Here is a 20,381-nt window from a genome sequence, read left to right as displayed (position 1 = left end):
CCATACGCCGCCCTTCGCGGGGGTGGGCTCGTGTTGGGGCCGGGTCGCGAAGACTACGCCGTGAGGCGGAAGTGACCGGTCTTGGGCACTCTGGAGGTGTGTGTCCCAACCGGTGGGCAGTCGAAAAAATGAGCGTTCCGGCGGGGGTAGGCTCGACAACGCCCGGTGCGCCCACAGTCACCGGGAACGAACATGTGGAGAGGAGCCCTGACTCAGGGTGAGCACCAAGCCGACCACCACAGACCTTGAGTGGACCGAACTGGACCAGCGGGCCGTTGACACCGGCCGCGTTCTGGCCGCGGATGCTGTACAGAAGGTCGGCAACGGCCATCCTGGTACGGCGATGAGCCTGTCCCCGGCCGCGTACACCCTCTTCCAGAAGGTGATGCGCCACGACCCGGCGGACGCCGACTGGACCGGGCGCGACCGCTTCGTGCTGTCCGCGGGCCACTCGTCCCTCACGCTGTACGTCCAGCTCTACCTGGCCGGGTACGGCCTGGAGCTGGACGACCTGAAGGCCTTCCGCACCTGGGGCTCCAAGACCCCGGGCCACCCGGAGTACGGCCACACCACCGGCGTGGAGACCACCACCGGCCCGCTGGGCCAGGGTGTCGCCAACGCCGTGGGCATGGCCATGGCCGCCCGCTACGAGCGCGGTCTGTTCGACCCGGAGGCAGCCCCCGGCACCTCCCCGTTCGACCACTTCGTCTTCGCGATCGCCGGCGACGGCTGCCTCCAGGAGGGCATCTCCGCCGAGGCGTCCTCGCTGGCCGGTCACCAGAAGCTGGGCAACCTGGTCCTGCTCTGGGACGACAACCACATCTCCATCGAGGGCGACACCGAGACCGCCGTGTCCGAGGACACGCTGAAGCGGTACGAGGCGTACGGCTGGCACGTCCAGCGCGTGGCCCCCAAGGAGAACGGCGACCTGGACCCGAAGGCGCTGTTCGAGGCGATCGAGGCCGCCAAGGCCGAGACCGGGCGCCCCTCCTTCATCGCGATGCGCTCGATCATCGCCTGGCCCGCCCCGCACGCGCAGAACACCGAGGCCGCGCACGGCTCGGCGCTCGGCGACGACGAGGTGGCGGCCACCAAGCGCGTCATGGGCTTCGACCCGGAGAAGACCTTCGAGGTCGCCGACGAGGTCCTCGCGCACACCCGCGCCGCCCTGGACCGCGGCCGTGAGGCCCGGGCCGAGTGGGAGAAGTCGTTCGCCGCCTGGCGCACGGCCAACCCCGAGCGCGCCGCCGAGTTCGACCGCGTCAACGCGGGCGAGCTGCCCGAGGGCTGGGAGGAGAAGCTCCCGGTCTTCGAGTCCGGCAAGGGCGTCGCCACCCGCGCCGCCTCCGGCAAGGTCCTCCAGGCGCTGGGCGCGGTCATCCCCGAGCTGTGGGGCGGCTCCGCCGACCTCGCGGGCTCGAACAACACGACGATCGACAAGAACTCCTCGTTCCTGCCGGCCGGCAACCCGCTGTCCGAGGCCGACCCGTACGGCCGCACGATCCACTTCGGCATCCGCGAGCACTCGATGGCCGCCGAGATGAACGGCATCGCGCTGCACGGCAACACCCGTATCTACGGCGGCACCTTCCTGGTGTTCTCCGACTACATGCGCAACGCGGTGCGCCTGTCGGCCCTGATGCACCTGCCGGTGACGTACGTGTGGACGCACGACTCCATCGGTCTGGGCGAGGACGGCCCGACCCACCAGCCGGTCGAGCACCTGGCCTCGCTGCGCGCGATCCCGGGTCTGAACGTGGTCCGTCCGGCGGACGCCAACGAGACCGCGATCGCCTGGCGCGAGATCCTCAAGCGCTACACCAAGGTGTTCGGCAAGGGCGCCCCGCACGGCCTGGTGCTGACCCGCCAGGGCGTGCCGACGTACGAGCCCAACGAGGGCGCGGCCAAGGGCGGTTACGTCCTGTTCGAGGCCACGGGCCCCTCGGGCGAGACCGCTGACGCCCAGGTCGTGCTCATCGGCACCGGCTCCGAGGTCCAGCTCGCCGTCGAGGCGCGCGAGGCGCTCCAGGCCGAGGGCGTCCCGACCCGGGTCGTCTCGATGCCGTCCGTCGAGTGGTTCGAGGAGCAGGACCAGGCGTACAAGGACAGCGTCCTGCCGCCGTCGGTCCGGGCGCGGGTCGCGGTCGAGGCCGGCATCGGGCTGACCTGGCACCGGTACGTGGGCGACGCGGGCCGCATCGTCTCCCTGGAGCACTTCGGTGCCTCCGCCGACGGCAAGGTCCTGTTCCAGGAGTTCGGCTTCACCGCCGAGAACGTGGCCGCCGCCGCCCGGGAATCTCTCGCCGCCGCCACGCGCTGACGCCGGTATACGACTAGTAGGAGATGCATTTCTTATGACAGACGCACTCAAGCGCCTCTCCGACGAAGGCGTCGCGATCTGGCTCGACGACCTGTCGCGCAAGCGGATCACGTCCGGCAACCTGGCCGAGCTGATCGACCAGTCGCACGTGGTGGGCGTCACGACCAACCCGTCGATCTTCCAGAAGGCGATCAGCCAGGGCGACGGCTACGACACCCAGCTGACCGACCTGGCGGCCCGCAAGGTCACCGTCGAAGAGGCCATCCGCATGATCACGACGGCGGACGTGAGGGACGCCGCCGACATCCTGCGCCCGGTCTTCGACGCGACCGAGGGCCAGGACGGCCGGGTCTCCATCGAGGTCGACCCGCGCCTGGCGCACGACACCCGGGCCACCGTCGCCGAGGCCAAGCAGCTGGCGTGGCTGGTGGACCGGCCGAACACGCTCATCAAGATCCCGGCCACCGAGGCGGGTCTGCCGGCGATCGCCGAGACCATCGGCCTCGGCATCAGCGTCAACGTCACGCTGATCTTCTCGCTGGAGCGCTACCGCAAGGTCATGGACGCCTACCTGACCGGCCTGGAGAAGGCCAAGGAGCGCGGCCTGGACCTGTCGAAGATCCACTCCGTGGCGTCCTTCTTCGTGTCCCGGGTGGACACCGAGATCGACAAGCGGATCGACGCGCTGGGCACCGACGAGGCCAAGGCCGCCCGCGGCAAGGCGGGCCTCGCCAACGCCCGCCTCGCCTACCAGGCGTACGAGGAGGTCTTCTCCTCGGACCGCTGGGCCGCCCTCGACAAGGCGCACGCCAACAAGCAGCGCCCGCTGTGGGCCTCCACCGGCGTCAAGGACAAGGCGTACAAGGACACCCTGTACGTCGACGACCTGGTCGCCCCCAACACGGTGAACACCATGCCGGAGGCCACCCTGGAGGCGGCCGCCGACCACGGGCAGATCACCGGCGACACCGTGACGGGCACCTACGAGCAGGCCCGCGCCGAGCTCGACGCCGTCGAGAAGCTGGGGATCTCCTACGACGAGGTCGTGCAGCTCCTGGAGGACGAGGGCGTCGAGAAGTTCGAGGCGTCCTGGAACGACCTGCTCAAGTCGACCGAGGCGGAGCTCAAGCGCCTCGCACCCTCGGAGGCGTAAATCTTGTCAAGCAGCAATCCGCTGCGTGACGCCGCAGACCGACGGCTCCCGCGCATCGCGGGGCCGTCGGGCCTGGTGATCTTCGGCGTCACGGGCGATTTGTCCCGTAAAAAGTTGATGCCTGCCGTCTATGACCTCGCCAACCGGGGTCTGCTGCCGCCGGGCTTCTCGCTGATCGGCTTCGCCCGCCGCGAGTGGCAGGACGAGGACTTCGCGCAGGAGGTCCACGACGCCGTCAAGGCGCACGCGCGGACCCCCTTCCGCGAGGAGGTCTGGCAGCAGCTCATCCAGGGCATGCGCTTCGTCCAGGGCGACTTCGACGACGACGACGCCTTCGAGCAGCTGAAGTCGACGATCGCCGAGCTCGACAAGGCGCAGGGCACCGGCGGCAACTTCGCCTTCTACCTCTCGGTGCCGCCCAAGTTCTTCCCGCAGGTCGTCCAGCAGCTCAAGAAGCACGGGCTCGCCGACCAGAAGGACGGCTCCTGGCGCCGCGCGGTCATCGAGAAGCCCTTCGGCCACGACCTGGTCTCCGCACAGGAGCTCAACCAGGTGGTCCACGAGGTCTTCCCGCCGGACGAGGTCTTCCGGATCGACCACTACCTCGGCAAGGAGACCGTCCAGAACATCCTGGCGCTCCGCTTCGCCAACACCATGTTCGAGCCGCTCTGGAACCGGTCGTACGTCGACCACGTCCAGATCACCATGGCCGAGGACATCGGCATCGGCGGCCGGGCCGGCTACTACGACGGCATCGGCGCGGCCCGTGACGTCATCCAGAACCACCTCCTCCAGCTGCTCGCGCTGACCGCGATGGAGGAGCCCGCCTCCTTCGACGCGGACGCGCTCGCGGCCGAGAAGACCAAGGTCCTGGGCGCCGTGCGGCTCCCGAAGGACCTGGGCTCCAACACCGTGCGCGGCCAGTACGCGGCCGGGTGGCAGGGCGGCGAGAAGGCCGTCGGCTACCTCCAGGAGGACGGGATCGACCCCAAGTCGAAGACCGACACCTACGCCGCGGTCAAGCTGGAGATCGACAACCGCCGCTGGGCGGGCGTGCCGTTCTATCTGCGCACCGGCAAGCGGCTGGGCCGCCGGGTCACCGAGATCGCGGTGGTCTTCCAGCGCGCCCCGCACTCCCCCTTCGACCACACGGCGACGGAGGAGCTGGGGCAGAACGCCCTGGTCATCCGGGTCCAGCCGGACGAGGGCGTGACCGTGCGGTTCGGCTCCAAGGTGCCGGGCACCTCGATGGAGGTCCGGGACGTCTCGATGGACTTCGCCTACGGCGAGTCCTTCACCGAGTCCAGCCCCGAGGCGTACGAGCGGCTCATCCTCGACGTCCTGCTCGGCGACTCCAACCTCTTCCCCCGCTTGGAGGAGGTCGAGCTGTCCTGGAAGATCCTCGACCCGATCGAGCAGTACTGGGACGCCCACGGCAAGCCCGCGCAGTACCCGTCGGGCACCTGGGGCCCGGTCGAGGCGGACGAAATGCTCGCACGAGACGGACGGAGCTGGCGCCGGCCATGAAGATCGACCTTACGGACACCACGGCCAGCAAGATCAACAAGGCGCTGGTCCAGGGCCGCCGCGCCGTCGGCACCCCCGCCGTCGGAATGGTGCTGACCCTGGTCATCGTCACCGACGAGGAGAACGCGTACGACGCGCTCCGCGCCGCGAGCGACGCCTCGCGCGAGCACCCCTCGCGCACCCTGGTGGTCATCAAGCGGGTCTCGCGCTCGCCGCGCGACCGCACCCAGTCGCGCCTGGACGCCGAGGTGCGGGTCGGCGCGGACGCCGGCACCGGCGAGACGGTCATGCTCCGGCTGTACGGCGAGGTGGTCAACCACGCCCAGTCGGTGGTGCTGCCGCTGCTGCTGCCGGACGCTCCGGTCGTCGTCTGGTGGCCGGTGAACTCGCCCATCGACCCGGCCAACGACCCGCTGGGCGCCCTCGCGCAGCGCCGGGTCACCGACACCTACGCCGCCGAGCAGCCCATAGAGGAGCTGACCAGCCGCGCCGAGACCTACACCCCGGGCGACACCGACCTGTCGTGGACCCGCATCACGCCCTGGCGTTCGATGCTGGCCGCGGCGCTGGACCAGGTGTCGTGCAAGGTGACCGCGGTCGAGGTGGAGGGCGAGGAGTTCAACCCGAGCTGCGAGCTGCTCGCCATGTGGCTGGCGGACCGCCTCGACGTACCGGTGAAGCGCTCGCAGTCCTCCGGCCCGGGTCTGACGGCCGTACGGATGGAGACGGACTGCGGTCCGATCGTCCTGGACCGCGCCGACGGCTCGCTGGCCACGCTCTCGATCCAGGGCCAGCCCAACCGCGCGGTGGCGCTCAAGCGGCGCGAGACGGCCGAGCTGATCGCCGAGGAGCTGCGGCGCCTCGACCCGGACGACACCTATGCCTCTGCGCTGAAGTTCGGCGTGGACCGGCTCGGCGAGCCGTCCGACGGGAAGGCCGCGGCCGTCGCCGAGGCCGCTGCCGCTCCGGCGGCGGAGGGCTCGGACGCCAAGCCCGCCGCGAAGAAGGCCCCGGCCAAGAAGGCGGCGGCCAAGTGAGCACCCCTCAGCTCGTCGTCCACCGCGACAAGGAGCTGATGGCCCAGGCCGCGGCGGCCCGGCTGATCACGAAGATCGTGGACGCCCAGGCCGCGCGCGGCTCGGCGTCCGTGGTCCTCACGGGCGGGCGCAACGGCAACGGACTGCTCGCGGCCCTCGCCTCCTCCCCGGCCCGGGACGCGATCGACTGGTCGCGGCTCGACCTGTGGTGGGGTGACGAGCGGTTCCTGCCCGAGGGCGACCCGGAGCGCAATGTCACCCAGGCCCGGGCGGCGCTGCTCGACGCGGTGCCGGTCGACCCGAAGCGGGTGCACGCGATGCCCGCCTCCGACGGCCCGTACGGCAAGGACGTCGACGCGGCGGCCGCCGCCTACGCCGAGGAGCTGGCCGCCGCGGCCGGCCCCGAGGACCACGGCGACGTGCCGACGTTCGACGTGCTGATGCTGGGGGTCGGCCCCGACACCCATGTAGCGTCGCTCTTCCCGGAGCTGCCCGCGGTGCGCGAGACCGAGCGGACGGTGGTCGGGGTGCACGGCGCGCCCAAGCCGCCGCCGGTGCGGGTCTCGATGACGCTGCCGGCGATCCGGGCGGCCCGCGAGGTGTGGCTGCTCGCGGCGGGCGAGGACAAGGCGCAGGCCGCGGCCATCGCCCTGTCGGGCGCGGGCGAGGTGCAGGCTCCGGCCGCGGGTGCGTACGGCCGTGGCCGCACCCTGTGGCTGCTCGACTCGGCGGCCGCCTCCCGGCTGCCGCGCGCGCTGTATCCGCCCGCCTCACCGTGACCTCACCCTGAGGCGAACGGGCCCGGTCCACCTGCTTGGTGGACCGGGCCCGTTGCTGTGCGGCGCGAGCGTCAGAGGATGATCTGCTCGCCGCCGGAGGCCTCCAGGCGGGCGATGGCGCTGCGGACCGCCGCCACGAACTTGTCGTAGACGGGCGTGGTGCTGGTCGCCCGGCCCGCGATGGTGTTCACGGTGAACATGGACTTGCGCAGCTCGGTGGTGATCTCCAGCTGCGCGCCCTTGCCGAGCAGGGTCCGGTTGCAGATGTTGGCCGGGTCGACACCCGCCAGGTCCGGCTCGGTCGAGCCGTCGATGGTCTGGAAGCCGGCGGTGCCCAGAGCGTCGCGCAGATAGGCCTTGAAGGTGCTGTTGAGGCCGCCCACGACCACCGCCTCGGGGCGCGTGGTGGGTGCGCCCGCCTGGGCGGCGGTGCAGCCGTGCAGGCTCACCACGTTGAGGTTCGCGGCGGCTATGGACAGGGCCACCTTGTCGTCGCAGTTCTTCGAGGTGACATGCAGCTCGCTGTTGTTGCTGCTGCGGATCGCCTCGAACATCCAGTAGTCGTACGCCGGGCCGCCCTTGGCCGCGAGCGTGGCGGGGTCGTAGCCCGCGATGCCGAGGCACAGCTCGGAGGTGCCGCCCTCGATGCCGCCGCCGTGCAGCGCGAGAACGGCGGTACGGCCGTAGGGCAGGGCCGTCTTCTGGTCGCTGTCGACCTGCTCGTGGCGCTTGTAGCGTCTCGCGAAGTCGGTGCCCTCCTTGCCGGCGAGCTTGGTGTAGAGGTCGGTGTTGGAGTCGTAGAGGTCGTTGGCCCCCGTGGCGTGGGCGGTGCTCGCGCCGAGCCCGCCCATCAGCGGACCCGCGACGGTGGCGGTGGCCAGGGCGGTGAGGACCGTACGACGGCTGGTAGTAGTCATGGGCTCAATGATCCCCGGGCCGTACGGGCGTGATCACGCCGGGGTCGACTTCCGGCCGTTTCAGCGTGTTTCGGCCGGTCCGTCGGGCCCCGGTTCCCGTATCAGGAACGGCTCCAGGAGTCCCGGGACGGCCTCCGCGGCGAAGGCGAGGGCCTCGGCCTCGGCGGCGTCGCGTACCGAGTACGCACCGGCGCCGGCGGCCGTCGTGGCCGTCAGGGTGAGCAGCCCGGCGCGGCGCTGGAAGAGGGACTGCTTCACCGTCCAGCCGATGACCCCGCCGCGCTGGAGCGCCACCGTGGTCCGGCGGACCGTGCCCGAACGGGCCACCAGATAGGCGCCGTCGAGGCCGTGCCCCAGGTTCCGGTACGCGTCCAGGGCGAGCGCCACCGCGAGCGGCACCCCGACCGCCGCAAGCCCCGCCGCCCCATACAGCAGGACCGGGCTGAGCAGCACCCCCAGGAAGGTCAGCACCGCCACCGGTACGAGCGCGGCGAGCAGCGCCCACCGCAGCCGCCGGGCCCGGGCCGCACGCGGGTGCGCGGTCAGGGCGGTGGCGGTCGGGGCGGCCGGTTCGCGCAGCACCCGGGCGGCCACCTCGGACGCGAACGCCCGGGGCGCGGGCGGCAGCAGGGTCTTGTGGTCGGCGTGCTCGTCGTCCTCGCCCGTGGCCAGGCCGGTGGCGATCGCGTCGAGCCGGGCCGCGCCGCAGAGCCGGACGCCCAGCGGCTCGACCAGCTCCACGCCGCGCAGTCTGCGCTCCTCGATGGAGAGCGAGCGCGCGGTGAACAGGCCCCGGCGCACCCGCAGGGTGCCGCCGGGCTCCCGCTCCAGGCGGTAGTTCCACCACATCTCGACCCAGAGGCCGAGCGCGCCGACCACGCCCACGACCAGCGCCAGGGCGGCGACCGTGAGGACGATCCAGCCGAGCGCGGTGTCCTGGAAGCGGTCCCCGGCCCAGCGCACCACCTCGTCCTGGACGCCGAACCAGTCGCTGAGCTGCATCAGCCCGCCGAACGCGGCCCCGGCCAGCGCGGGCGCCACGAACGACACCGGCGCGTACCGGATCCAGCCGGCGTCGAGCGCCGCCAGCTCGCCCGTGCGGTGGGCGCCCTCGGGCCCGGCGGACTCGCGGGCCAGCAGCACCCGCCGCAGCCGCTCGCCCTCGGCCCGGCCGACCGGGTCCAGTACGAGGGTGGACTCGCCGCCGCTGTGCTCGCCGGTGCCGATCCTGACCCTGACCAGACCGAGGATCCGCAGCAGCGGGTTGGCGGTGAGGTCGACGCTGCGGATCCGCTCACGGGCCAGCGAGCGGCGCTTCACCAGGAGCAGGCCGGTGTGCAGCTCGGCCCGCTCGGGGCCGATCCGGTACCGGGTGCGGCGCCAGCCCGCGTATCCGGCCAGGGCGCCGCCGCCGAGCGGCAGCACCAGCCAGCCGAAGAGCACGGCGAACACCCAGCCGCCCGACACCCTGCCCAGCATGGCGAGCGCCGTGGGCAGCCCGGCGCCGAGGGCGAGCCCGGCCCCCAGGACCGTGGAGACGAGCACCCGCCGCCGGTCGAGCCGCAGCCAGGCGTCGGCGGGAGCGACCTGGGCGGGGGACTCGGACCCGGCGGCGTCGGGCAGAGGAGAGACGGCCGAAGGGGAGGCGGGCGCAGGAGAGGCGGGGGCGCCCGCGCGGTCGCCGCCCGCGGGGGCGCCGCTCATGCGGTCGCCGCTCATGTGGCGTCCCCCGGGGTCGCCCCCGTGATCCTCGTCAGCCGTTCGGCGAGGTCGGCCGCCACCTCGTGGTGCAGGCCCTCGATCCGCAGGGCGCCCTTGGCGGAGGCGGTGGTGACGGTGACCGTGGCCAGCGCGAACAGCCGCTCCAGCGGGCCGCGCACGGTGTCCACGGTCTGGATCCGGGACATCGGCGCGATCCGCGACTCCTGCCAGAAGTAGCCCGTACGTACGTACACCGCGTCGTCCGTGACCTCCCAGCGGTGCACTCGATACCACCACGGGGGCAGCAGGGCGGCGCAGAGCGCCCCCGCCGCGGCGAGCCCGGCCGCGACCGACAGCAGCCACGGCCGGGCGGGGGCGAGGAGCGCGCCGAGGACGGCGAGGACCACCACCGGCGCCGCGGTCAGCGCCAGCCACTGGGTGCGCCACCAGCCGACGGCCGCCGGGGCCAGCGCGTTCCTCGGCGGTCTCAGCACCGCCCCCTCCCCCGCCATGGCCTCAACGTCCCCGCAGCGCCCGGTACTTGGCGACCAGGGCCTTGCTGGACCCGTCCAGGCCCGGCACCTCGGCCCCTTCGGTCAGCGCGGGCTCGACGCGCTTGGCGAGCACCTTGCCCAGCTCCACGCCCCACTGGTCGAAGGAGTCGATGTTCCAGATCGCGCCCTGGACGAACACCTTGTGCTCGTACAGCGCGATGAGCTGGCCGAGGACGGACGGCGTCAGCTCGCGCGCCAGGATGGTGGTGGTGGGGTGGTTGCCGCGGAACGTCTTGTGCGGCACCAGCTCCTCGGCCACGCCCTCCGCGCGCACCTCCTCGGGCGTCTTGCCGAAGGCCAGGGCCTGGGTCTGGGCGAAGAAGTTGGCCATCAGCAGGTCGTGCTGGGCGACCAGGCCGGGCTGGAGGTCGGCGACCGGCTCGGCGAAGCCGATGAAGTCGGCCGGGATGACCTTGGTGCCCTGGTGGATCAACTGGTAGTAGGCGTGCTGCCCGTTGGTGCCCGGGGTGCCCCAGACGACCGGGCCGGTCTGCCAGTCGACGGGGTTGCCGTCCCGGTCCACGGACTTGCCGTTGGACTCCATGTCGAGCTGCTGGAGGTAGGCCGTGAACTTCGACAGGTAGTGGCTGTAGGGCAGCACGGCGTGCGACTGGGCGTCGAAGAACTGCCCGTACCAGACGCCCAGCAGACCGAGCAGGAGCGGGGCGTTGGCCTCGGCCGGGGCGGTGCGGAAGTGCTCGTCGACCAGGTGGAAGCCGTCGAGCAGCTCACGGAAGCGGTCCGGGCCGATGGCGATCATCAGCGAGAGGCCGATCGCCGAGTCGAACGAGTAGCGCCCGCCGACCCAGTCCCAGAACTCGAACATGTTGGCCGTGTCGATGCCGAAGTCCGCCACCTTGTCGGCGTTGGTGGACAGGGCCACGAAGTGCTTGGCGACCGCTTCCTGACCGGCCCTCAGCCCGGTGAGCAGCCAGTCGCGCGCGGAGGTGGCGTTGGTGATGGTCTCGATGGTGGTGAAGGTCTTGGAGGCGATGACGAACAGCGTCTCGGCCGGGTCGAGGTCGCGGACCGCCTCGTGGAGGTCGGCGCCGTCCACGTTGGAGACGAAACGGACCGTCAGGCCCCGGTCGGTGAAGGAGCGCAGCGCCTCGTACGCCATCGCCGGACCGAGGTCGGATCCGCCGATGCCGATGTTGACGACGTTCTTGATGCGCTTGCCGGTGTGCCCGGTCCACTCGCCGGAGCGGACACGGTCGGCGAAGGCCGCCATCTTGTCCAGGACGGCGTGCACGCCCGGCACCACGTTCTCCCCGTCGACCTCGACGACCGTGTCGCGCGGCGCGCGCAGCGCGGTGTGCAGCACCGCGCGGTCCTCGGTCGTGTTGATCTTCTCGCCGCGGAACATGGCGTCCCGCAGGCCCGCCACGTCCGCGGCGGCGGCCAGCTCGCGCAGCAGCCGCAGGGTCTCGTCGGTGACGAGGTGCTTCGAGTAGTCGAGGTACAGATCGCCGACCGTCAGGGTGTATCCGGTGCCACGGCCGGGGTCGGCGGCGAAGAGCTCGCGCAGATGGGTGTCGCCCATCTGCTCGCGGTGCTTGCCCAGTGCGGTCCACTCGGGCATCTGGTTGAGCCTGGTACGGCCTTCTGTGTTCATCTGTGACATCAGCCCACTTCCTCGTACTCGCGTACGTACCTGCCCCGCTGCCTTCCCAACCTAGTTGATCAGAACGTAAGGGCAGGAATCAGAGCGACAACGGCGGCCAGGAACAATCCGGACGCCACCAGGGCGGGGGTGTTGAGCCCCCAGGAGGCGGCCGTGGCGCCGCCGAGCAGCGCGCCCAGCGGCGTCCCCGCCACGGCGAGCGTGCGGAAGGCGGCGCTGGTGCGTCCCAGCATGGCCTGCGGGGTGCGCTCCTGCATCAAAGTCACCTGGTTGACGTTCCACACCATCCCCATCAGCCCGAACACCGCCATGGCCGTGATCGATACCCACACCTCCCGTATGGACCCCATCGCCGCGAGGCACACCGTCTGGACCGCACCGGCCAGCAGCACGCTCCCCATCCGGCCCAGCCGGCGCGCCAGTCGGGCGGCGAGCAGACCGCCGGCCACGCTCCCCGCCCCGTACGCCGTGATCGCCGCCGCGTAGCCGCCGTGGCCCGCGTGGAGCCAGCCGGTGATGTGCAGGACCAGGGTGGCTATCAGGGCGCCCACGCCGATGTTGCAGAGGGTCGTCGCCACGCAGAGCGCCCGCAGGCTCCGCTCGCCCCACAGCGCCCGCAGCCCCTCGGCCGTCTCGCCGCGCAGGGTGGAGCCGGGCTTGCGGGCGGGCCGCTCGGGGGCCGCCGTGCGCAGCGAGGCCACCAGCGCGGCGGCCAGCGCGAAGCTCAGCGCGTCCGCCACATACGGCACGCCCTCGCCCGCGGTCAGCAGGAGCGGCACCAGCGGCGCGGCGAGGAAGGCGCCGGCCAGCTGCTGGCCGGTCATCAGCCGGGCGTTGGCCCGGCCGAGCGCCGGCTGCGGCACCAGCGCGGGCAGCAGGGCGGTGGCCGCGTTGTCGAAGAGCGTCTGGAGGGTGGTGAGCGCGAAGGCGAGCGCGATGAGCAGGGCTATGGAGGCGTGCCCCAGGGCCACGGCGGCGGCGAAGGCGGCCATCAGCGCGCCGCGCACCAGGTCGACCGCCCACATGGCGCGGCGCTGGTCCACCCGGTCAGGGAGGGCCCCGCCGAGCAGGCCGAAGAGCAGCCACGGCAGGAACCCGCACGCCGTGACGAGCGCGACCGGCATGGGGTCGCTGGTCAGTGTGGCGGCGAGCAGCGGCAGCGCGGCGGCGCGCAGCGAGTCCCCGAACCGGGAGACGACCGCGGCCGTCCACAGCCGGCCGAACCCCCCGCGCCACGCGGGCACCTCGACCGCGTCGCCGGCGCTCTGCAGTGCTGCCACAACTCCCCCATGTGATCGACTGATTCACACGGTAGGGGGAGCCACTGACAATCGGCCTTGACCTGCGGTGATGCCGAAGGGCCCGGCAGCCGAACCAAGTTCGTCCGCCGGGCCCTTCGCTGTCAGATCTCGCCGCGCAGCTTGGCGAGCGCCTCCGCGAGGATCGCCTCGCCGTCCGCGTCGCTGCGCCGCTCGCGCACATACGCGAGGTGGGTCTTGTACGGTTCCGTGCGCGGCGGGTCCGGCGGGTTGTCCCGGTCCTGACCGGCCGGGAAACCGCAGCGCGGGCAGTCCCACGTCTCCGGAACCTGTGCGTCACTGGCGAAGCTCGGCTGCGTCTCGTGCCCGTTCGAGCACCAGAAGGAGATGCGCAGGCGCGGCGCGGACTCGCCGCGCTCGGCCTCACCCATCGGCCCCGCTCCGACCCGGCTTCCCCGGATCGCGTTGCCACTTGCCACGGTCGTAACTCCCTGCGTGATGGTGCTCGAAGATGCCCCAGTCTACGTAAGGCCCAACGCGCGTCCAGTGATTGTAGTTACACCCACCCCTGAACGCGGATACGACAGATCAGTTGTCCAGCTTCATCAGCAGACCAAGTACGACAATGCTCGCGAACCAGCACAGACCGACCACGACGGTGATGCGGTCGAGGTTGCGCTCGGCGACCGAGGAGCCGCCGACGGACGACTGCATTCCGCCACCGAACATGTCGGAGAGGCCGCCGCCCTTTCCCTTGTGCATCAGCACCAGCAGCATCAGCAGCAGGCTGAAGACGATCAGGGCAATCGAGAACCCGACAATCACGGCTGGACCAACTTCCTAGGACTGATATGGCGACGGGGGCCGGGGGGACGTATTCCATAATCCCGAGCCCGACCCCCGCAAGGGTACGACGGATCCGCGCTACCGCATACTCACTGGTCGCGGAAGCGGACGATCTTGACGAACTCGTCGGCGTCCAGTGCCGCGCCGCCCACCAGGGCGCCGTCGACATCCGGCTGGGCCATGATCGCGGCCACGTTCGAGGCCTTGACCGAGCCGCCGTACTGGATGCGGACCTTGTCGGCCAGCTCCTGCGAGTAGAGCTCCGCGAGGCGGCCGCGGATCGCGCCGCACACCTCCTGGGCGTCCTCGGGGGTGGCGACCTCGCCGGTGCCGATGGCCCACACCGGCTCGTACGCGATCACGATGGACTCGGCCTGCTCGGCCGGGACGTCCTTGAGGCCGCCGTCCAGCTGGGCCAGCGTGTAGGAGACCTGGTCACCGGCCTTGCGGACGTCCAGGCCCTCGCCGACGCAGAGGATCGGGGTCAGGCCGTGCTTGAACGCGGCCTTCACCTTGGCGTTGCAGAGCTCGTCGCTCTCGGCGTGGTACTGACGGCGCTCGGAGTGGCCCACGGCCACGTACGTGCACTTCAGCTTGGCGAGCATCGAGCCCGAGATCTCGCCGGTGTAGGCACCGGAGTCCTGCGCCGAGATGTCCTGGGCGCCGTACTTGATCTTGAGCTTGTCCCCGTCGACCAGGGTCTGCACCGACCGCAGGTCCACGAAGGGCGGCAGGACCGCGACCTCGACTGCGTCGTAGTCCTTGTCGGCCAGGGCGAAGGCGAGCTTCTGGACGTGCGCGATGGCCTCAAGGTGATTGAGGTTCATCTTCCAGTTGCCGGCCATCAGCGGCATACGCGTGGTCACGGTGTTCAGTCCTCCAGTGCGGCAAGGCCGGGAAGCGTCTTGCCCTCAAGGTATTCGAGGCTCGCGCCGCCGCCGGTCGAGATGTGACCGAAGGCGTTCTCGTCGAAGCCGAGGGTGCGCACGGCGGCGGCCGAGTCGCCGCCGCCCACGACGGTGAAGCCGTCGCAGTTGAGCAGCGCCCGGGCGATCGCCGAGGTGCCGCCCGCGTAGTCGGGGTGCTCGAAGACGCCGACGGGGCCGTTCCAGAAGACGGTCTCGGCGTCGGCGATCTTCTCCGCGTACAGCTCGCGGGTCTTCGGGCCGATGTCCAGGCCCTCCTTGTCGGCGGGGATCTTGTCCGCGTCGACGGTGACGAAGTCGGCCGGGGCCTTGGTCTTCAGGTCCGGGAAGTCGGACGAGGCCAGGATGTCGACCGGCAGGACCAGCTCGACACCGGTCTTCTCGGCGCGCTCCATGTACTCCGTGACGACCGGGATCTGGTCCTCCTGGAGCAGCGAGATGCCGACCTCGTGGCCCTTGGCCTTGAGGAAGGTGTACGCCATGCCGCCGCCGATCAGGATGCGGTCGGCCTTGCCGAGCAGCTGGTCGATCACGGCGAGCTTGTCGGAGACCTTGGCGCCGCCGAGCACGACCACGTACGGGCGCTTGACGTCGTCGGTGAGCTTCTTCAGGACGCCGACCTCGGTGGCGATGAGGAAGCCGGCCGCGTGCGGCAGGCGCGCGGGCAGGTCGAAGACCGAGGCGTGCTTGCGGTGCACCGCGCCGAAGCCGTCGCCCACGTAGAGGTCGGCGAGCTCGGCGAGCTGGTCGGCGAAGGCGCCGCGCTCGGCGTCGTCCTTGCTCGTCTCACCGGCGTTGAAACGCAGGTTCTCCAGGACGGCGACCTGGCCGTCGGCCAGCGCCGCGACGGTCTCCTTCGCGGAGTCGCCCACGGTGTCGGTGGCGAACGCGACGTCCGCGCCCAGCAGTTCGCCGAGCCGCTTCGCCGCCGGGGCGAGCGAGAAGGCCGGGTCCGGGGCGCCCTTGGGGCGGCCCAGGTGCGAGGCGACGACCACGCGCGCGCCGGCCTCGGCGAGCTTGGCGATCGTCGGCTGGACGGCGCGGATGCGGCCGTCGTCGGTGATGGCGGTGCCGTCGAGCGGCACGTTGAGGTCGGCGCGGACGAATACCCGCTTGCCGGAGACGCCCTCGGCGAGAAGTTCGTCGATCGTCTTCATGTGTTTCTGCGACTCCTTGGAGAAGGACGAGGCAAGCGACAGGGCTCGTGCGGCGCATCCTTGCGCTGCCCGAGCCCTGTGCTCACATCGAGATGCCTGCCCTGAGACTTATCAGACTTAGAGCTGGCCGCCGACGAAGACGGTGAGGTCGACGAGGCGGTTCGAGTAGCCCCACTCATTGTCGTACCAGCCGAGGATCTTCACCGACTTGCCCTCCTGGACCATCGTCAGGGAGGAGTCGAAGGTGCAGGAGGCCGGGTCGCTGACGATGTCGGAGGACACGATCGGGTCCTCGGTGTAGAAGAGGATGCCCTTGAGGTCGCCGTCGTCGGCGGCCTTCTTGAACGCGGCGTTGACCTCGTCCTTGGTGACCTCGCGCTGGAGCTCGACGACCAGGTCGGTGGCCGAACCGGTCGGGACCGGCACGCGCATCGCGATGCCGTCGAGCTTGCCCTTGAGCTGCGGCAGGACCAGCGCGGTGGCCTTGGCGGCACCGGTGGTGGTGGGGATGATGTTCTCGGCGGCGGCGCGGGCGCGACGCAGGTCCGAGTGCGGGAAGTCCAGGATGCGCTGGTCGTTCGTGTACGCGTGGACCGTCGTCATCAGGCCCTTGACGATGCCGAAGTTCTCGTCCAGGACCTTCGCCATCGGCGCCACACAGTTGGTGGTGCAGGAGGCGTTGGAGATGACGTGGTGGTTGGCCGCGTCGTACTTGTCCTGGTTGACGCCCATCACGATGGTGATGTCCTCGTCCTTGGCCGGAGCCGAGATGAGGACCTTCTTGGCGCCACCGGCGATGTGCTTCTCGGCGTCGGCCTTCTTGGTGAAGATGCCGGTCGACTCGATGACGATGTCGACGCCCAGCTCGCCCCAGGGGATGTCGGCCGGGTTGCGCTCGGAGAGCACCTTGATGGTGTGGCCGTCGACGGTGATGGTGTCGGCGGTGTGCGTCACCTCGGCCTTGAGACGGCCCAGAATGGTGTCGTACTTCAGCAGGTGAGCAGTGGTCGCGGTGTCACCCAGGTCGTTGACAGCCACGATCTCGATGTCAGCACCCTGCTCCAGCAGCGCGCGGAAGTAGTTGCGCCCGATGCGGCCAAAGCCGTTGATGCCTACGCGGATCGTCACGAACCGATCTCCTCGTTAGGTACGCCGGTTTTCGACGCCGGCGAGTTGTATGGGATGTCCCCGACCGCTTATGACCCTACCTCTCCCGGAGCCGTGGAGTGACATCGAGCGCACTCCCATGAGCGGCCATGAGGGCCCGGACATGGCCGACGGCCCATACCTACCAACGGGTAAGGGCCGCCGGGGGGACCTTGGTCCCGACTACGGAGCGTGAGGAACGGGCCTGGGGGCGCCCGCGCGGCTCAGCGTGCGGGCGCCCCGCTCCGGATCAGTCCCGGAGCGCGCGGAGCGCCTTGCCGATCACGTTCTTGCGGTCGGCGGCCGACGGCACGTGCTCCAGGCCGAAGCCGAGCAGCACGGTGGAGTCGGTGGTGACGGCCGCCTGGGAGTGGAAGAGCGCCTGCGAGCGGGCCCAGTCGCCGGCGTTTCCGGGACTGCCGGCCGGCGGCCCCGGCACACTCCACGGGCCGAGCGCCGTCTCGAAGCCCTCCGCGCCCTGCGTGGCGCCGCCCACGACCAGCTTGGTGTCGTCGACGAAGGCGCCCACGCCGCCGGTGCCGGGGTCCGACACATAGGAGACGGAGAGCTCGACCCGCTTGCCCGCGTACGGGCTGAGGTCGACCGAAACCGGCTGCCAGCCGTTGGAGGAGCCGGTGAACCGGTTCCACGAACCCGAGGTGCCGCTCGCGGCGCAGGCGCCGGAGCCCACGGTCAGATAGTGCGCCAGGAACGGGTGGCCCCGGACGTAGTAGCCCTGCTCGCACTGGGTGGGCACCGCCTGGCTGGTGCCGCCGTTGGTGTCCGGCAGCGTCGTCCAGTCGTCCTGCCCCACCGTGTGCGCCTCGACGATCACGTTGTCGAAGCCCGGCTCGGTGTCATAGCTGAGCTGGAAGCGCAGGCTGGGCTGCTCGGCGGCGGTGGTGCCGCTCAGGTCGACGGTCCTGGACAGCCGCATATAGGCGTCGTCCTGGTGCTTGGCCGCCGCGAACCAGTCGCCCGCCGCGGGCTCGAACGGGGTGCGGATGCCCGGGTAGCTGCCCGCGGCCGCGCTCTTGAACTGCGGGAACTGGTCGGGCTTTAGGGTGTCCGAGGTGATCGTGTACGCCCCGGCCAGGTCCAGCGGGTTGTCGCCCGCGTCGCCCAGCGTCGCCTTGGCGCCCGCCAGGCTCCCGGCGCCCTCGTAGGCGGGCGGGGACTTGAGGCCGACGCGGTTGTAGGCGCCGAGGTAGTACTGGGCGAAGTCGTCTGAGTCGGCGCCGCCCAGGTCGACGGTGCCGCCCGCCTTCTCACCGGCGTTGACGAGCTCGCCGCCCTCGTTGAGGAAGTCGCGCACGGCCCGGGTGACGGCGGCGGTGGGCCGCTCGGCGCCCGTGTACCAGACGGCCGTCCTGAAGTGGCTGAGCACGCCGAGCGCGCTCGGCGTGCCCTGGGTGGCCACGTCCCAGACCGCGGACCTGCGGCCGTTGTCGGCGAGCGCCTTGGTGTACGCGTCGGCGTGCCGGGCGGGCGCGCTGCCGCCCTCCTCCGCGATCACCAGCGTGTCGCCCTTGGGCCGGTCGGCCACGGTATAGGTGAAGGGCGTGCTGGAGGTGCGCTTTCCGGCCCGGGTGCGCCCGGTGAACCAGACCTCCACCTTGGAGCCGGTCGCCGCGCCCTCGACGGTGGCCCGGTACTGGTCGAAGTGGATGTTGTCCTCGCCGCCGTAGACGTCACCGCCCTTCCAGGCCCTCAGGTCCTCGGTGTGCGTACGGCCGCCGTCGATGCGGTAGTTGAGCCTCTTGTCGCGCACCGACTTGCGTACGGTCACGGCGACTTCCTGGTCCTTGCCGCGGGCGTACGAGGTGGTGAAGGCGTCCGGGGTGAAGTCGGGGGCCTCGATGCCGACCGGGGAGACCGGCTGGTCGGCGTGGCGCGCGGTGTCGGCGACGGCCAGCGCGAACGGGATGTTCTTGGTGAACTCCTGCTGGATCAGCTTCTCGTCGTCCGGGAAGTTGAAGACCGACTGGCAGTCACCGGGCTTCCACTGGTCGTTGGGGTCGATCCGGGAGGCGGTCTGGCAGGTCGACATCTCCGGGGTGAACATGTGGATCCCGTTGACGTTGCCCGCGTGGCCGTCGGCCTCGCCGTTGGTGGTGTACAGCTCGGAGGAGAGCTGGGGGCGGTAGCCGGGGATCGCCGAGTTGGCGGGCGTGCCGGCCAGCGCCTTGTAGAGGACGTCGTCCGGGGTCGGGGTGGCGACCTGCCAGCCCACGCCGTAGAGCAGCAGCTCGGCCGCGGAGTGGTAGTTGATGGCGTAGTCGAAGCCGATCCGCTTCTCGAAGGCGTCCAGCGCCCTGGTCTCCGGCTCGGATCCGGCGGAGGGGCCGCGGTAGGTCTCGTCGGCGGGGTCGGGGGACGAACCCTCGTTGTCGTACCCCCACTTGTACGGGAAGTTGCGGTTGGGGTCGACGCCGTCGCCGGGGGCGGTCTGCCCGTCGCCGTTGTTGTCGCGCAGGTTCTTGCGCCACAGCCGCTGCTGGGTGCCGGTGAAGGTGTAGTCGTACCCGTCCGGGTTGGCGGAGAGCACGAACCACACCTCGGTGGAGTCCACGATCTTGGTGATCCGCGGGTCCTTGCCGTAGTTGTCGAGGTAGTAGTGCATCAGCCGCCGGGTCATCTCCGGGGTGATCCACTCACGCGCGTGCTGGTTCGACATGTACAGCACGGAGGGCTTGGAGCCGTCCTTCGCCTTGTTCGCGCCCTTGGTGAGCTTCAGGGCGAGGATGTCCTGGCCCTTGACGGTCTTGCCGATGGACTCGACCTTGGTGAGGCCGGGGTGGGCGAGCTGGGTGTCGACGATCTCCTGCCGCAGGCCGTTCGCCCCGCTGTAGGGGCGGAAGACGCCGTCCCCCTGGGCCTTGAGGCGCTTCTCGGTCGCCGTCGAGAGCGTGTGCTCGGTGAGGTCGACACCCTGCTTCTTCAGCGTGCCGGCCTGCTTCTCGGTGAGGTAGAGCTCGACCTTGGCGGTGCCCTTCGCCGGTACCTGGGCGGTCAGTTCCTGGCCGTCCGCGCCCTGTGCCAGCAGCAGCGGCAGCTGCGCCTTGCTGACGTCGGCGTACCAGACGGACAGCCCTTCGCCCTGCCCGCCCCGGCCGCCCGGGCTGGCGTGGGCGGCCGGTACCGCCGCCAGACCGGCCGTGAGCAGTGAAGCCGCGGCGAGGATCGCTCTCGCTCTGCGTCTCATTGGCCCCCCTTGCTGTTGTGTGCCACGAAAGTGGACAGACGCCAGGCTCATGACCCTTCATGATCATGTCAATACTGCGTCAGGGTGGTGAACCGGAACCGGCGCCCACCAAGTGGACGCCGTTCACAGCGAGTTGATCCCAGGGCCGGTACCGCCGACACCGGCGGCACACGGAGCCGACGGCGGTACGAGAAGGGCACCGCCGTCCGGCGGAGGGGGCGCTCCGCCGA

General features: G+C 70.9%; 16 protein-coding genes. 5 read left to right on the top strand and 11 right to left on the bottom strand.

Translation table 11 applies throughout. From position 1 onward, the window contains the following. Positions 1 to 217 precede the first annotated feature (217 nt). Genes tkt through pgl form a run of 5 tightly spaced genes read left to right on the top strand, consistent with a single transcriptional unit; the run spans position 218 to position 6,816 of the window. On the top strand, positions 218 to 2,320 hold the full coding sequence (gene tkt, locus ABD236_RS15570) for a transketolase (RefSeq protein ID WP_344074278.1): 2,103 nt from the start codon (positions 218 to 220) through the stop codon (positions 2,318 to 2,320). A gap of 34 nt (positions 2,321 to 2,354) precedes the next feature. Next, positions 2,355 to 3,473, top strand: a complete 1,119-nt coding sequence (gene tal / locus ABD236_RS15565) for a transaldolase (protein WP_344074277.1) — start codon at positions 2,355 to 2,357, stop codon at positions 3,471 to 3,473. Positions 3,474 to 3,476: 3 nt separating this feature from the next. Beyond that, positions 3,477 to 5,000, top strand: coding sequence for a glucose-6-phosphate dehydrogenase (zwf, locus tag ABD236_RS15560; protein WP_344074276.1), 1,524 nt, complete (start codon positions 3,477 to 3,479; stop codon positions 4,998 to 5,000). Next, positions 4,997 to 6,037, top strand: a complete 1,041-nt coding sequence (opcA, locus tag ABD236_RS15555; protein WP_344074275.1) for a glucose-6-phosphate dehydrogenase assembly protein OpcA — start codon at positions 4,997 to 4,999, stop codon at positions 6,035 to 6,037. The genes zwf and opcA overlap by 4 nt, the downstream gene beginning before the upstream one ends. After that, complete coding sequence (gene pgl, locus ABD236_RS15550; protein WP_344074274.1) at positions 6,034 to 6,816, top strand: 6-phosphogluconolactonase; 783 nt, start codon at positions 6,034 to 6,036, stop codon at positions 6,814 to 6,816. Before opcA ends, pgl begins: the two co-directional genes overlap by 4 nt. A 71-nt stretch (positions 6,817 to 6,887) precedes the next feature. On the opposite strand, the gene ABD236_RS15545 is transcribed toward pgl, so the two are convergent. From ABD236_RS15545 to ABD236_RS15495, 11 genes are all read right to left on the bottom strand, one after another. Continuing rightward, a complete protein-coding gene (locus ABD236_RS15545; protein WP_344074273.1) occupies positions 6,888 to 7,733 on the bottom strand; it encodes a poly-gamma-glutamate hydrolase family protein in 846 nt (281 codons plus the stop codon). A 60-nt stretch (positions 7,734 to 7,793) separates the two neighbouring features. Further along, positions 7,794 to 9,452: a PH domain-containing protein gene (locus ABD236_RS15540; protein WP_344074272.1), complete on the bottom strand. Its 1,659-nt coding sequence runs from the start codon at positions 9,450 to 9,452 to the stop codon at positions 7,794 to 7,796. Next, positions 9,449 to 9,946 carry a PH domain-containing protein gene (locus ABD236_RS15535; protein ID WP_344074271.1) on the bottom strand — a complete coding sequence of 166 codons (498 nt, stop codon included), beginning with the start codon at positions 9,944 to 9,946 and terminating at the stop codon, positions 9,449 to 9,451. Before ABD236_RS15535 ends, ABD236_RS15540 begins: the two co-directional genes overlap by 4 nt. A 4-nt stretch (positions 9,947 to 9,950) precedes the next feature. Further along, positions 9,951 to 11,603: a glucose-6-phosphate isomerase gene (gene pgi, locus ABD236_RS15530; RefSeq protein ID WP_344074386.1), complete on the bottom strand. Its 1,653-nt coding sequence runs from the start codon at positions 11,601 to 11,603 to the stop codon at positions 9,951 to 9,953. 68 nt (positions 11,604 to 11,671) lie between these two features. Then, positions 11,672 to 12,892: an MFS transporter gene (locus ABD236_RS15525; protein ID WP_344074270.1), complete on the bottom strand. Its 1,221-nt coding sequence runs from the start codon at positions 12,890 to 12,892 to the stop codon at positions 11,672 to 11,674. Positions 12,893 to 13,014: 122 nt separating this feature from the next. Further along, positions 13,015 to 13,350 carry an RNA polymerase-binding protein RbpA gene (locus tag ABD236_RS15520; RefSeq protein ID WP_003976875.1) on the bottom strand — a complete coding sequence of 112 codons (336 nt, stop codon included), beginning with the start codon at positions 13,348 to 13,350 and terminating at the stop codon, positions 13,015 to 13,017. Between the two features lie 109 nt (positions 13,351 to 13,459). Then, entirely contained in the window at positions 13,460 to 13,696 is a 237-nt protein-coding gene (gene secG, locus ABD236_RS15515; RefSeq protein ID WP_344074269.1) for a preprotein translocase subunit SecG, read from the bottom strand. 110 nt (positions 13,697 to 13,806) lie between these two features. Further along, complete coding sequence (gene tpiA / locus ABD236_RS15510; RefSeq protein WP_344074268.1) at positions 13,807 to 14,583, bottom strand: triose-phosphate isomerase; 777 nt, start codon at positions 14,581 to 14,583, stop codon at positions 13,807 to 13,809. Positions 14,584 to 14,588: 5 nt separating this feature from the next. Next, positions 14,589 to 15,800, bottom strand: a complete 1,212-nt coding sequence (locus ABD236_RS15505) for a phosphoglycerate kinase (protein WP_344074267.1) — start codon at positions 15,798 to 15,800, stop codon at positions 14,589 to 14,591. A gap of 117 nt (positions 15,801 to 15,917) precedes the next feature. Further along, complete coding sequence (gap, locus tag ABD236_RS15500; protein ID WP_344074266.1) at positions 15,918 to 16,928, bottom strand: type I glyceraldehyde-3-phosphate dehydrogenase; 1,011 nt, start codon at positions 16,926 to 16,928, stop codon at positions 15,918 to 15,920. Between the two features lie 268 nt (positions 16,929 to 17,196). After that, a complete protein-coding gene (locus ABD236_RS15495) occupies positions 17,197 to 20,151 on the bottom strand; it encodes a M14 family metallopeptidase (RefSeq protein WP_344074265.1) in 2,955 nt (984 codons plus the stop codon). Between the last annotated feature and the right edge of the window lie 230 nt (positions 20,152 to 20,381).

This window comes from Streptomyces crystallinus (assembly GCF_039521265.1).
GTDB lineage: Bacteria > Actinomycetota > Actinomycetes > Streptomycetales > Streptomycetaceae > Streptomyces > Streptomyces crystallinus.
Note: the sequence above shows the minus strand (reverse complement) of the source record. Positions and strands in the feature narration are given on the sequence as shown.

Bases quoted from the DNA above. Each gene is read 5' to 3' on its own strand.
- tal (WP_344074277.1), top strand. From the start codon at position 2,355: ATGACAGACGCACTCAAGCGCCTCTCCGACGAAGGCGTCGCGATCTGG.
- opcA (WP_344074275.1), top strand. From the start codon at position 4,997: ATGAAGATCGACCTTACGGACACCACGGCCAGCAAGATCAACAAGGCG.
- ABD236_RS15545 (WP_344074273.1), bottom strand. From the start codon at position 7,733: ATGACTACTACCAGCCGTCGTACGGTCCTCACCGCCCTGGCCACCGCC.
- ABD236_RS15540 (WP_344074272.1), bottom strand. From the start codon at position 9,452: ATGAGCGGCGACCGCATGAGCGGCGCCCCCGCGGGCGGCGACCGCGCG.
- ABD236_RS15535 (WP_344074271.1), bottom strand. From the start codon at position 9,946: ATGGCGGGGGAGGGGGCGGTGCTGAGACCGCCGAGGAACGCGCTGGCC.
- pgi (WP_344074386.1), bottom strand. From the start codon at position 11,603: ATGAACACAGAAGGCCGTACCAGGCTCAACCAGATGCCCGAGTGGACC.
- ABD236_RS15505 (WP_344074267.1), bottom strand. From the start codon at position 15,800: ATGAAGACGATCGACGAACTTCTCGCCGAGGGCGTCTCCGGCAAGCGG.
- ABD236_RS15495 (WP_344074265.1), bottom strand. From the start codon at position 20,151: ATGAGACGCAGAGCGAGAGCGATCCTCGCCGCGGCTTCACTGCTCACG.